Raw genomic sequence first — 11,858 nt, 5'->3', positions numbered from 1 at the left:
CTCGTCACGGAACCAGGCACTCGCGGTGCCGCCTGCTCGAAGCGCACCGCGTTCCCAAGGAGATATCACCCATGATCACCAAGTTCCTCGCGGCTGCCGTCCTGGCCTGCTCCACCCTTGCATCCACCCCGGCCCTCGCGCATGGCGGCGCCGCCCCCAAGCACGGCGGAATCGTGCAGACCGCAAGCGACCTGTCCTTCGAACTCGTTGCCGGCGAGGGGGCTGCGATGCTGTATGTCGAGGATCACGGCAAGCCCATGGTCCCGACCGGCATGAGCGGCAAGCTGACCGTGCTCAACGGCACCGAGAAATCGGAAGCCCCGCTGGTCGTGAGCGGCGACAAGCTCGAAGCCAAGGGCGTCAAGCTCGCCAAGGGCGCAAAGGTGGTGGCCGCTATCAACACCGCCGACCAGAAGGCCATTACCGTGCGTTTCACCGTGCGCTGATCGCTCGAACCTTCCGCAATTGCAGCGGTGCCCACCGGCAATGATGCCCCCGCCGCCGGGGAGTCAGGCGGCGGAGACACGCCTTGCCGGCCAACGGGCTGAAGGCGAACCAAGTGCAGCGCTTGATGTGCCGGCGCGGCCTCTAACTGCAGAGTCGTCGCAGATCCGAGGTCATTGACACGGCTCGAGCGCAGATTGGGCAATTCGGCGTGAAAGCGGATCCGAACTGTTCGATGGCGCCAATCTTGCCGTCAGCCAGCCTGCGACCGCAGGCTGGCACGCACTCCGCCTTATGAGTCACCGCTCCTGCCTCCAGAGTTCTCCCTCTGCCAGCCTGGACGAAGGTTCGGTAGTGTTCTGAACAGTGTGCAAAAGCCCGGAGGGGCTTGCAGAGAGGGGTGGTCATGGTAAGAGGTTGATTGTGCAGATCGACCTTGACCCCTGAGGAGGGCAAACCATGACCACGAGCAAGAGTAATACGGTGTCGTTGTCGGCGAAAGAGTGGGTGTCGGGCGACCGGGACCTGATGAAGACGCTGATGAAGGAAGCGCTGCAGGAGGTGCTCGAAGCCGAGATGACGGAGTTTCTCGGTGCGGCACCGAGCGAGCGCAGCGAGACGCGCAGCGGTTACCGAGCGGGCTACTACCACCGGGGGCTGGTGACGCGGATCGGTAAGCTGGAACTGCGGATTCCGCGCGACCGCAGCGGCGAATTCTCGACGGCGCTCTTCGAGCGCTACGCGCGCAGCGAGAAGGCGCTGGTGGCGGCATTAGCCGAGATGTACGTGCAGGGTGTCTCGACCCGCAAGGTCAAGGCGATCACCGAAGAGTTGTGCGGGCACAGCTTCTCCGCCTCGGCCATCTCGGCGATCAACAAGAGCCTGGACGAGGCGCTCGAGCGCTTTGCCAGCCGGCAACTGGAAGAGGCGTATCCGTACGTCATTCTGGATGCGCGCTACGAGAAGGTGCGCGAGGATGGGGTGATCCGCTCGATGGCGGTGCAGATCGCCATCGGCATCAACTGGGAGGGGCAGCGCCAAGTGCTGGCGGTCGAGACGGCCAACCGGGAGAGTCAGAGCAGCTGGAAGGACTTCCTGCTGCGGCTCAAGGAGCGTGGGCTCACCGGCGTGGAGTTCGTGGTCTCGGACGACCACGCGGGCCTGAAGAAGGCGATCAGCGAGGTGTTGTGCGAAGCGGCCTGGCAGCGCTGCTATGTGCATTTCCTGCGCAACGCGCTCGACTACCTGCCCAGGAAGGCCGACGACGACTGTCTGCAGGAGCTGCGCTGGATCTACGACCGGCGCGACTTGCAGGAAGCCAACCGCGACCTGGCGGCATGGATCACCAAGTGGCAGGGCAAGTACCCGAAACTCGTCGACTGGGTCGAGAGCAACATCGGCGAGACCTTGAGCTTCTACCGGCTGCCCCGGGCGCACCACAAGCACTTGAAGAGCACCAACATGCTCGAGCGCCTCAACGAGGAGATCAAGCGGCGCACGCGCGTGGTGAGGATCTTCCCGAACACTGAGTCGTGCCTGCGGCTGATTCGGGCGCTGTGCGTCGAAACCCACGAGACGTGGCTCGAAGACAACCGTTACCTGAACATGGCCCTGCTGGCCGAGCAAAAGAAGGAGCAGTTGAGACTGGCCGCCTGACGGCCGCCGCCGTGGTCGGCGCTCCGGGCTACGCCCTGCGCGCCGACCACGGCAACCCGGAATCAACCGAATACCTGATCAACCCTTTTGCACAACTTGACGCACACAACTGGGTTCCCCCGCGCCGGAAGACGTACCAGGTCGATGTCACCCCTGGTTCGTACGATGCTCACCGAATCACCGTAACCGACCCTCAGCCCGAGCTGAAAGGGTCGCCTCGGTTTGCCTGACCCCTGGAAATGACGCTGAAATCGTGCAGCACCGCGTAGCGCAGCCCGGACGCGATGACGCGCAGCTTCCGGATCGGGCGCTAGCCCGGCTCGCCGGTACCGAGGAATTCGTTTCTTATGTCCCCTCCTTCGGCGCTACGCCGCGGTGCGTCACGATCAGCGCCACCCCGGCCCAGAATCCCGCCACCAGCAAGCCGGCGAGCACGTCGGTGGGCCAGTGAACCTGCAGGTGCAGGCGGGAAGCCCCGACCAGCAGGGCCAGTCCGCCGAGCGCGACGAAGGCGGGCCAGCGCCAGCGCGACCGGCGTTCGTGCAAGAGTAGCCACGCCGCCAGGGCGAAGGCGGCGGCGTGGGTGGCATGGCCGCTGGGAAACGACCAGTCCGTCGGAGCGACGTCCGGCAAGGATGGAAACAGCGCCGGCCGTTCGCGGCCGATGGACAGCTTGAGCAGCCAGGTGGTGAGCGAAGCGCCGAAATACGTGAGGCCCGCGAGGCCGGCCGCAGCCCAACGCCCCCGGGCGGCCAGCGCCGCGACGACCGTGATCGCCGCCGGCATCAACACGAAGCTGGAACCGAGCCAGGTCACGGCCAGGAAGAACGCATCGGCCTGCGGGCCGCGCCGGGCGGCGAAGAACGCCAGCAGGGCGCGGTCGAAGCCGGCCGCGACGCTTTGGGTCGCAGCGAGGCTCAGGAGGGCTAGACCGAGGCACGCCGCCAATGCGGCCAGGATCGCCGGGAGGGCGGCCGGGGCGCGTTTGAACGTCATGACGAGCGTGTCTCCTTTCCTTGCGATGCGCGCATCATTACCCGGCGTCCGGTTCGCCCAGTTGCGCGAGGATGGCCGCCCGCGCCGCATCGCGCAGCGCGAGTGCCGCGTGCCAGTCCGTCCCGGCGGGGACGAGCGGCGCATGGATCGTCACGGCCAGCGGGCCGTGGCGCGGCCAGCGACGCCGGCCGGGGAGCAGGGCACGGGTTCCGCTGAGGGTGACCGGCACAACGGGAACCCCGGCGCGCGCGGCCGCGAGGAAGGCGCCCATGCGGAAAGGCAGGAGTCCTGGCGCGTCGCGGAAGGTGCCCTCGGCGAAGAAGATCAGGGAATCGCCCGCGCACACGCGCGCCTCCAGGGACTGGGTATCTTCCACGCCGCGGACGGTCTCGAATCGTTCGACGAAAGCCGAGTCGAGACGCTTCAGCGGCGTCGCCGACAGTGGATGGTCGAGCAGTTCCTGCTTGGCGACATAGGCGAAGCGGGCGGGCAGCGCGGCAGTGAGCGCCATGCCGTCGAGATAGCTGGCGTGATTGACCACGACGACCGCGGGGCCGCCGTCCGGCAGATTTTCAAGCCCCGTCACGCGCGGCAGGATGCCGCCTGCCGCCAGTGCCAGGCGTGCCCCGGCGCGGGCCGCCGCGCGGCGCAAGGCCAGCGTCGGGGCCAGAGCGATCAGCAGCCAGAACGGCGGCGCCAGCAGCGCGAAGACCGTCCAGGCCCAGAGGCCCCACAGCCCGCCCGCAGCCCCCCGCAGCGCGGCGCGCAGGCGGGCGCGCGCGGCGTCGAGCAGCAGCCTGAGCGCCTGCAGCCGGGGAGAGCGCGGGCGGTGCAACAGCTCGCCGCGCTCATAGGCCGTCCGGCAGGCGGCGCGGCGCAGCTTGCCGCTGGAGGTTTTCAGGACCGTGCCGGGCGGCGCGAGCACGACGTCGTCTGCCGGCAGGCCGGTGAGATCGACGGCGAGCCGCTCGACCTCCGCACGGATGCGTTGTTGCGCGTCCGCGTCCATGGTCCGCGCTTCGGCCAGCACCACCAGCCGTTCGGTACCGGCGCCCGGATCGGTGGCGGGAAACACGACGACGTTGCCGGCGCGCACGCCACTGACGCGCCCGACGGCCTCCTCCAGCTCCTGCGGATGGATGTTGTGGCCGCCGCGGATGATGATGTCCTTCTCGCGGCCGGTGACGAAGAGTTCGCCGTCGGCGAGGTAGCCCAGATCGCCGGTGTTGAGCCAGTCGCCGTCGAACAGCTTCGCCGTGGCGACGGGATTCTCGAAATAGCCGGCGGTGGCCGACGGCCCGCGGAACTGGATGCGGCCGACGCGCCGCTCGGGGAGTTCGCGCCCCGCCGCATCGACGATGCGTATCCCATGGCCGGGCAGGGCGTGGCCGCAGCCGGGCACGGCCTGGGCGTCGGGCTGGTCGTCCCCGACCGGCTGCGCCAGGCCCTCGTCCGCGAGCGCCCGGCGCGCCACCCGGTCGATGCGCGGGCCGCGCCCGGGCGGCGGAAAGGCCAGCCCCACCGAACATTCGGCCAGGCCATAGACGGGCGCCAGCGCCTCGCGCCGCAGCCCAACCGGCGCCAGGCGCGCGGCGAAGCGTTCCAGCGTGACCGGACTGACGGCCTCGGCACCGTTGCAGGCCATGCGCCAGCAGGACAGGTCGATCCCCGCGAGCTCGCCGTCCGTGAGCTTGTTCGCGCAGATCTCGTAGGCGAAGTTGGGCGCCGCCGAGAGCGTGCCGCGATGGCGGGAAATCGCCTCCAGCCAGCGCACCGGGCGGGCGAGGAAGGCGAGCGGCGACATCAGCACCAGCGGGAATCCGACGACCATGCTGCCGATGCCGGCGCCGATCAGCCCCATGTCGTGGTACAGCGGCAGCCAGGAGACGAACACGTCGGCAGGCGTCGCCCGCGCCGCCAGGCGCAGGGCGCTGACGTTGGCGAGCAGGTTGGCGTGGGTGAGCGCGACGCCCTTCGGGTCGCCGGTGCTGCCCGAGGTGTACTGGATGAAGGCGAGGTCGCCGGCGACCAAGGCGGGCAGCGGTGCCGCTACGGGGGGAGTGGTCAGCTCGGCGACGGTGACGATGCCGGCCAGCGTCGGACACTTGCCGGACAGCGCCTGGGCGAAGGCGCGCGCGCGGGGATCGGCGACCAACCAGAGCGCGCCGGCATTGGCGAGGATGCCGGCGATGCGACGCAGGTGCTCTTCCAGTTGCGCCGGCCGCGCCGGCGGATAGAGCGGCACCGGCACGCAGCCGGCGTAGAGCGCGCCATAGAACGCGGCGAAGAAATCCAGCCCGGTGGGCAGCATCAGGGCGACGCGGCTGCCCGGCGGCGCGCCGCGCGCCAGCAGGCCGGCAGCTACCGCTCTTGCCGCCTGGGCCAGGCGGGCGTAGTTCACCGGATCGTCCTGCCCCGCTTCGCCCAACAGATGGATGTGAATACGCCCGGGCTGGTGGCGCACATGCCAGTCGAGCACCTCGGTCAGAGTGGCCAGATCGTCCGGCGGCGGCACGAAATCGGCAAGGGCTGACGCCGGCGGGACGGCGCTCGTCGCCGGAACATACAGCGTCGCGTCGCCGATCAGCCTGAGCAGGTCGGCCGGCGTCTCGGCTGCGAAGGCTGCCTCGCCAAGTTTGGCGCCCAGTTCCCGATCGATGCGCGCCAGCAGTTCCACGCGCGCCAGGCTGTCAAGGCCGAAGTCGCGTTCCAGACGATGATCGAAGCCAAGGGCGGAGAAGTTGCCCGCACCGGGTTTGAGTTCCGCCGCCAGGACGCGCACGATGGTCAGCAGACGCTCGGTATTGATGTCGATCGCGTTCATGGGGACTCCTTCGCAAAATGGCGCCTCGGCGCGCAGGGCGGGTCTCGTGCCGGCCTCCGCCGGCGCAGGTGGCGCGCGACGCACCACGCCGCCAGTGCGGCGACGATGTGTTTCAGCGCATGGCCGCCGACTGCACCGCCGGTGAGCGCGAACACGGCGCGGTCGCCCAGATCGAGCAGCAGGGCGACGAGGTACAGCCCGATGACCGCCAGCATGTCGCGCGCGTGGCTGTAGCGCGGCGAATAAAGCCAGAGCACCAGGCGGCCGCCGCAAGCACGGCGAGAAAAATGGATCCCGGCCGCATCGCGCTAAGGCGCCCTAGTCCTTCAGCTTGCGGCGCAGGATCTTGCCGATAGTCGATTTGGGCAGCGTGTCGCGGAAGACGACGCGGTGGGGCTTCTTGTAGTGGGCGAGGCTGGCGTGGCATGCGTCGATGACCATCGGCTCGCTGAGCGTGGGATCGCATTTCACTACCCAGGCGCAGGTCGCCTCGCCGCACTTTTCGGCGGGTATGCCGGCCACGCCCATTCTTTCTCATGATGCCCTCCAGTTGATTGACACATCATGCTGAAAAGACCAAGGTGGCGATGAGTCGGCTCGGGTCCGGACACGCAGCGGCGGGTTCGTTTCCTTCCTGGCCCGTAATCCCGTTGGCAACGACTGTAGCTCATCGTCGGCAAGGCGTTAATACCCTGTATCAAGCAAGGATCAAGCAAGGTCGGTACGCCTGAAACGGTCATGCCAGCCACCTATCGACGAGCGGCGACAAGGCGGTCTGCCCGGCAAGCTCGACGTCCGGCGCGTGAGGCAGTCGAACCACCGGGACATGCGACCAGCGTTCGATGTCCGCCGCGTTGTCCATTTCGGCGGCCGCCGGGAACTCCGGCTCGTTCAGGATCACGCCGGCCAACGCGAGCCCGCGCATGCGCACGGCTTCGGCCGCGAGCAGGGCGTGGCTGATGGCGCCCAGGCGATCCGGAACGACCAGCAGAACCGGCATGCCCAGCCCTGCCGCCAGATCGGCGTTGAGGGCGCCGCGCGCGATGGGGGAATAGAAGCCGCCGGCGCCTTCCACCAGAAGGAAGTCCTGTTCCCCGACCCCGTCGATGCAGGCGGCATGCAGCTGCCGCAGATCGAGCGTCATTCCTTCCAGCTCGGCCGCGCGCTCCGGCGAGAGCGGCTTCGACAGGCGATAAGGGCAGATGCGCTCGATGGGCTCGATGAAGCCCGCGGCGGCTTGCAGCGCGAGCGTGTCTCGCGGTTGCAGCAGGCCATGTTCGGGCACGCAGCCCGATTCCACCGGCTTGCGCACCCGCACGGACAATCCTCGCCCGGTCAGCAGGCGCGCCAGGACAACGCCGATCTGTGTCTTGCCTACGCCCGTATCGGTACCGCTGATGAAAACGCCGCGCATCGTATTCTCCATTTCGATCAGAATTTTTCGGGCCGCAAGACATCGACATCGGCGAGAAAGGCGATCATCGCGTAGTTCGAGTAGTAGAGTTGCTGCAAGTGGCCCAGCAGCGTCTCGGCGAGCGACCGGGTGCAGATCACCTCGACGCGGATGTTCGCCGCCTCGTCCCAGGCGGCGTCGCGCACGCCACGGCTGCCCTTGCCGCGCGCATCCGACACCGTGTAGCCGCGCACGCCGAGTCGGTCGAGGTCGCGCAGCAGGGTTTGTTCGACGACGGCTTCAGTAACGATCGTCAGCAGGGTGCGTTTTTCGGTCAGCAGGGTCATGGCGCGGCTCCGGCAAGTTGCCCGGCCAGCCAGTGGTAGAGCGGAATGCCGGCCAGGATGTTGAAGGGAAAGGTGACGCCCAAGGAGCCCGCCAGCGAGATGGCGGGATTGGCTTCCGGCACGGCGATGCGGATCGCGGCGGGCACGGCGATGTAGGAGGCGGACGCGGCCAGCGTCGCCAGCACCGTCAGCCCGCCGACCGACAGGCCGAGCAACATGCCGGTGCCGAGCCCCAGCAGGGCCGACAGGAGCGGCATGCCCAGCCCGAAGGCGATCAGGACGATACCGCGCCGCTTCAGCTCCCCGACCTGGCGGCTGACGATCAGCCCCATCTCCAGCAGGAACAGCGCCAGCACGCCCTTGAACAAGTCGAAGAACAGTCCCTTGACTGGTGCCAGTCCGTCCGGGCCGGCCGCCCAGCCGATGGCCATGCCGCCCAGCAGCAGCGTGACGCCCTTGCCGAGGAAGGCTTCGTGGCCCAGGGCGCGCCAGTCGGTCTGGCGGCTCACGCCGCGCGCCAGCACGATGCCGACGAGGATGGCCGGTATCTCCATGATCACCAGCAGGATCGCCATCTGTGGCTCGAAGGCGATGTTTCGTGCGCCCAGCCAGGCCACCACCACCGCGAAGGTGGCCACGCTCACCGAGCCGTAATGTGCGGCGGTGGCGGCGGCATCCGCGCGGCCGAAGCGCCCCGGGCCGTGCAGGACGGCGAAGGCGATCAGCGTTTGCGCCACGCCGAGCACGATCACCGCGCCGATCTGCGGAATCAGCGGCGCGAGAGGCTGGGTGGCCAGCCCCTGGCCGCCCTTGAGGCCGATGGTCAGCAGCAGGAAGATCGACAGGGACTCGTAAAGCGCAGAGGGCAGCTTGAGCTCGGAGCGCAGCAGTCCGGCAGCGAGGCCGAACAGGAAGAACAGGATGACGGGATCGATCGGGTTCATGATGATGGATTACCTGTAGTCACGGATTGCACCAGTCGCAGTGGCCCGGATCGGCCGCGATGGCATCGCTGCGCTCGCGGGTATCCCGCTGCGCGCAGCGGACGCAGCCCCAGGCCTCGGCACGTGGCTCGCGTGTCGGCGCGCCGCAGTCGGCGCAGGGCAGACCGGCCACGCGCTCGACCAGGGCGTAGCCAGGCGCACCGCAAGCGGGACAGCACGAATGCAGTTTCACCGCCAGGTCCTCGGCCGCGCTGCGGATGTTCTCCATGCGCCCCGGATGGGCATGGGCGCGCAGGTCGAACTCGACGAAGACTTTGCCCGAACCGGAGAGGCGACGCGTCCAGGCGAAGGCGGCGCGCAACGCCGGCCACGAGGCGATGCCCTTGCGGATGCGCGGATCGTTCTCGCCGTCGGGCCGCAGCACGAGCTGCTGGGCGGGAAAGCCGGCCTTGCGGGCGAAGGCCTCGACGGCGGTCCAGTCTGCCGCCAGCAGGTGCCCGCCGCCGCCCGGCCCCTGGAACACGCCGCACACCTCGATGCCGAGTTCGTCGTCGATGAAGATCAGCACCTCGACGTTCCAGGAAAACATGCCCGCGAAGGGATCGGGGCCGAAGCTGCCTTCGCTGGCCAGGCCGAGCGGGGATTTCGCGAGACTCATGCCGATCCGGGCCTTCCTGCGCGCCGCATCGAGCTGCGTGCCAAAGCGCGGGATGTCGCGGGTGAAGGTGCCGAGCTGGTCGGTGTCGTAGCCGGCGACGCGCTCGACGCGGCAGCCGGCCGCCGCTTCCAGTACGGGGGCGACGACGCGCTCCTTGCCGTGCTGGGTCAGGAAGGCGACGCACCGGCCGGCATAGGGCTGCCGCGTCATCGGGTTGTCCTTTCCGCCAGCGCGGCCTGCAAGGCCTGGATTTCCTTGCGCAGTTGCCGCATTTCCGCGTGCAGGTCCGTCTCGATGTGATCCCTGGCCGCGGCCAGCGCCTGCTCGGTCTGCCGGTGCTCCGTCTCGCTCACGGTCTGCATGGCGTTCACGATGATGGCGATGAACAGGTTGAGCATGGTGAAGGTGGCTACCAGGATGAAGGGGATGAAGAAGACCCAGGCATAGGGGAAGTGCTCCATCACCGGTCGGGAGATGCCCATCGACCAGCTCTCCAATGTCATGATCTGGAACAGCGTGTAGAGCGAGCGGCCGATGTCGCCGAACCACTCCGGATAGGCGGCGGCGAAGAGCGTGGTGGCGATCACCGCGAACACGTAGTAGATGATCAGCAGCACCATGGCGATCGAGCCAAGGCCGGGGATGGCCGCCAGCAGCGCTCCCACCACGCGGCGCATCGACGGCACCATGGTCAGCAGGCGCAGCACGCGCAACACCCGCAGGGCGCGCAGCACCGCCAGCGGCCCGGTGGCGGGAACGAGGGCAATCGCGACGACGGCGAAATCGAACACGCTCCACGGGTCGCGCCAGAAGGCGGCGCGATGGGCGTAGAGGCGCAGGGCGATCTCGGTGACGAAGACGGCGAGGATGGCCCGGTCGAGCGCGAGAATCAGGCCGCCCGCGGCCGCCATGGCGGCCGGCGCGGTTTCCAGGCCGAGCAGTGCGGCGTTGATGAGGATCAGCCCGATGATGGCGTTCTGGACGCGCGGTTGTTCGATCCAGCGGCGCACGCGCTGGCGCCTGTCCATCACGGTCATGGTTGCTTCCGCGTTCATCGCCACAGGCTCAGCGGCGGATCGTTGATCACGGCGCGCAGCACGTCGCTGCGCGAGACGAAACCCAGCAGCCGGCCGTCCTCGCCGACCACGGGCACGCCGTCGACCCCACCCGCCAGCATCGCCGCCGCGACCCGCCGGATGTCGGTGACCGGCGCGGCGGCGGCGACGGGGGTCGTCATCACGTCGCGCACGCGGCGGCGCAGGTGCTCGATGACTTCGCCGTCGTCGAGATCGATGGCCGTCAGCAGATCGCGCTCGCTGACGATGCCGACCAGATTGTCCGCGGCGTCGAGCACGGGCGCCTGGCGGATGTGCCGGTCGCGCAGGATGCGCCAGGCCTCGGCGGCCGTGGCGTGGTCCCGGACCGCGATGGCGGGACGGGTCATTGCCTGAACCGCGTGGATGAGGGGGCCGCGTTCCAGTTCCTCCGGCAGCATGGCGCGATAGGCGCGTACCGCTTCCTGCGACGGGTGTGCGGCGACCGCTTCGACGCCGAGTTCCTCTCCGTCCTGGGCGATTGCGCGCGCGGAACGCGCGCGCGCCAGCGGGCGCACGCGATCCATCGCTTCCAGCGTGCCGCTGAAAATCCGTCCGGTGATGCCATAGACCGAAAACATGACGTTACTCCCTTGGTCGGTTGCCTGCCGCGCCGCTTCTATGCCGAGCGCCGCAGTGCTTCGATGCGCTCCTCCAGCGGCGGATGGGTCATGAACAGGCGCTTCAGACCCCCGCCGACGCCGCCGGCGATGCCGAAAGCCGCCATCTTGTCGGGCAGCGGCTGCGGGTGCAGGCTGGCGAGGCGCTCCAGCGCCGCGATCATGTTCGGGCGGCCGGCCAGGCTGGCGCCGCCCTGGTCGGCGCGGAACTCCCGCTGGCGCGAGAACCACATGACGATGATCGAGGCAAGGATGCCCAGCACCAGTTCCGCGGCGATCATGGTGACGAAGAAGGCCGGCCCCTGGCCGCGCTCGGTCTTGAACACGACGCGATCCACCAGGTGGCCGATGACGCGCGAGAGGAACATGACGAAGGTGTTCACCACGCCCTGGATCAGCGCCAGCGTGACCATGTCGCCGTTGGCGGCATGAGCGATTTCGTGACCGATGACGGCCTCCGCCTCGCTTTTCGACATCTGCTGCAACAGGCCGGTCGAGACGGCGACCAGCGAACTGTTCTTGCTCATGCCGGTGGCGAAGGCGTTGACCTCCGGCGTTTCGAAAATGCCGACCTCGGGCATTTTGATGCCCGCTTTGGCCGAGTATTCGCGCACCGTTTCCATCAACCAGAATTCGGTCGAGTTCGAGGGCGTCTCGATCACCTGCACACCCATCGCCCTCTTCGCCGACCACTTGGAGATGGCGAGAGAAATGAAGGAGCCGCCGAAGCCCATGACCGCGGCAAAGATCAGCAGCGACGTCAGGTTTAGGCCGTTGGCATTCAGGTAAGGCTCGACGCCCAAGAGGCGCATGGTGACCGACAGCACCAGCACGATGGCGAGGTTGGTGGCGAGGAAGAGGATGATGCGTTGCATGAGAGAA

13 protein-coding genes are annotated in these 11,858 nt (G+C 68.3%); 2 read left to right on the top strand and 11 right to left on the bottom strand.

Features of this window, described 5'->3' with window-relative positions; translation table 11 throughout:
• Positions 1-71 precede the first annotated feature (71 nt).
• Together LQF09_RS19075 and LQF09_RS19070 are read left to right on the top strand one after the other, a co-directional pair.
• Entirely contained in the window at positions 72-446 is a 375-nt protein-coding gene (locus tag LQF09_RS19075; protein ID WP_270068752.1) for a hypothetical protein, read from the top strand.
• Positions 447-903: 457 nt separating this feature from the next.
• The gene (locus LQF09_RS19070) at positions 904-2,100 is read left to right on the top strand and encodes an IS256 family transposase (RefSeq protein ID WP_270068751.1); all 1,197 of its coding nucleotides are present in this window, start codon (positions 904-906) and stop codon (positions 2,098-2,100) included.
• Positions 2,101-2,445: 345 nt separating this feature from the next.
• On the opposite strand, the gene LQF09_RS19065 is transcribed toward LQF09_RS19070, so the two are convergent.
• The 11 genes from LQF09_RS19065 to htpX form a co-directional block, all read right to left on the bottom strand.
• Positions 2,446-3,096, bottom strand: a complete 651-nt coding sequence (locus LQF09_RS19065) for a phosphatase PAP2 family protein (RefSeq protein WP_270068750.1) — start codon at positions 3,094-3,096, stop codon at positions 2,446-2,448.
• 37 nt (positions 3,097-3,133) lie between these two features.
• On the bottom strand, positions 3,134-5,920 hold the full coding sequence (locus tag LQF09_RS19060; protein ID WP_270068749.1) for an AMP-binding protein: 2,787 nt from the start codon (positions 5,918-5,920) through the stop codon (positions 3,134-3,136).
• Positions 5,917-6,177, bottom strand: a complete 261-nt coding sequence (locus tag LQF09_RS19055; RefSeq protein WP_270068748.1) for a hypothetical protein — start codon at positions 6,175-6,177, stop codon at positions 5,917-5,919. The genes LQF09_RS19060 and LQF09_RS19055 overlap by 4 nt, the downstream gene beginning before the upstream one ends.
• A 61-nt stretch (positions 6,178-6,238) precedes the next feature.
• Positions 6,239-6,448, bottom strand: a complete 210-nt coding sequence (locus LQF09_RS19050) for an AMP-binding enzyme (protein WP_270068747.1) — start codon at positions 6,446-6,448, stop codon at positions 6,239-6,241.
• 208 nt (positions 6,449-6,656) lie between these two features.
• A complete protein-coding gene (bioD, locus tag LQF09_RS19045) occupies positions 6,657-7,334 on the bottom strand; it encodes a dethiobiotin synthase (RefSeq protein ID WP_270068746.1) in 678 nt (225 codons plus the stop codon).
• Between the two features lie 17 nt (positions 7,335-7,351).
• Positions 7,352-7,660: a P-II family nitrogen regulator gene (locus tag LQF09_RS19040; protein ID WP_270068745.1), complete on the bottom strand. Its 309-nt coding sequence runs from the start codon at positions 7,658-7,660 to the stop codon at positions 7,352-7,354.
• Complete coding sequence (locus tag LQF09_RS19035; RefSeq protein ID WP_270068744.1) at positions 7,657-8,604, bottom strand: sodium-dependent bicarbonate transport family permease; 948 nt, start codon at positions 8,602-8,604, stop codon at positions 7,657-7,659. The genes LQF09_RS19040 and LQF09_RS19035 overlap by 4 nt, the downstream gene beginning before the upstream one ends.
• Before the next feature lie 19 nt (positions 8,605-8,623).
• Positions 8,624-9,472, bottom strand: a complete 849-nt coding sequence (locus LQF09_RS19030; RefSeq protein WP_270068743.1) for a DUF6671 family protein — start codon at positions 9,470-9,472, stop codon at positions 8,624-8,626.
• On the bottom strand, positions 9,469-10,272 hold the full coding sequence (locus tag LQF09_RS19025) for an ion transporter (protein WP_270068742.1): 804 nt from the start codon (positions 10,270-10,272) through the stop codon (positions 9,469-9,471). The genes LQF09_RS19030 and LQF09_RS19025 overlap by 4 nt, the downstream gene beginning before the upstream one ends.
• A gap of 41 nt (positions 10,273-10,313) precedes the next feature.
• A complete protein-coding gene (locus LQF09_RS19020) occupies positions 10,314-10,937 on the bottom strand; it encodes a CBS domain-containing protein (protein WP_270068741.1) in 624 nt (207 codons plus the stop codon).
• Positions 10,938-10,975: 38 nt separating this feature from the next.
• Positions 10,976-11,851 (bottom strand): protease HtpX, encoded by an 876-nt coding sequence (gene htpX, locus LQF09_RS19015; protein ID WP_270068740.1) that lies wholly within the window; start codon positions 11,849-11,851, stop codon positions 10,976-10,978.
• Positions 11,852-11,858 lie beyond the last annotated feature (7 nt).

The sequence above is a fragment of the Thauera sp. WB-2 genome (assembly GCF_027594845.1).
Classification (GTDB): domain Bacteria; phylum Pseudomonadota; class Gammaproteobacteria; order Burkholderiales; family Rhodocyclaceae; genus Thauera; species Thauera mechernichensis.
The sequence above is the reverse complement of the archived record's forward strand: the minus strand, read 5'-3'. Positions and strand labels throughout refer to the sequence as shown.

Coding starts and splice junctions, on each gene's coding strand:
- LQF09_RS19075 (WP_270068752.1), top strand. CDS start 72: ATGATCACCAAGTTCCTCGCGGCTGCCGTCCTGGCCTGCTCCACCCTT.
- LQF09_RS19070 (WP_270068751.1), top strand. CDS start 904: ATGACCACGAGCAAGAGTAATACGGTGTCGTTGTCGGCGAAAGAGTGG.
- LQF09_RS19065 (WP_270068750.1), bottom strand. CDS start 3,096: ATGACGTTCAAACGCGCCCCGGCCGCCCTCCCGGCGATCCTGGCCGCA.
- LQF09_RS19060 (WP_270068749.1), bottom strand. CDS start 5,920: ATGAACGCGATCGACATCAATACCGAGCGTCTGCTGACCATCGTGCGC.
- LQF09_RS19050 (WP_270068747.1), bottom strand. CDS start 6,448: ATGGGCGTGGCCGGCATACCCGCCGAAAAGTGCGGCGAGGCGACCTGC.
- bioD (WP_270068746.1), bottom strand. CDS start 7,334: ATGCGCGGCGTTTTCATCAGCGGTACCGATACGGGCGTAGGCAAGACA.
- LQF09_RS19040 (WP_270068745.1), bottom strand. CDS start 7,660: ATGACCCTGCTGACCGAAAAACGCACCCTGCTGACGATCGTTACTGAA.
- LQF09_RS19035 (WP_270068744.1), bottom strand. CDS start 8,604: ATGAACCCGATCGATCCCGTCATCCTGTTCTTCCTGTTCGGCCTCGCT.
- LQF09_RS19030 (WP_270068743.1), bottom strand. CDS start 9,472: ATGACGCGGCAGCCCTATGCCGGCCGGTGCGTCGCCTTCCTGACCCAG.
- LQF09_RS19020 (WP_270068741.1), bottom strand. CDS start 10,937: ATGTTTTCGGTCTATGGCATCACCGGACGGATTTTCAGCGGCACGCTG.
- htpX (WP_270068740.1), bottom strand. CDS start 11,851: ATGCAACGCATCATCCTCTTCCTCGCCACCAACCTCGCCATCGTGCTG.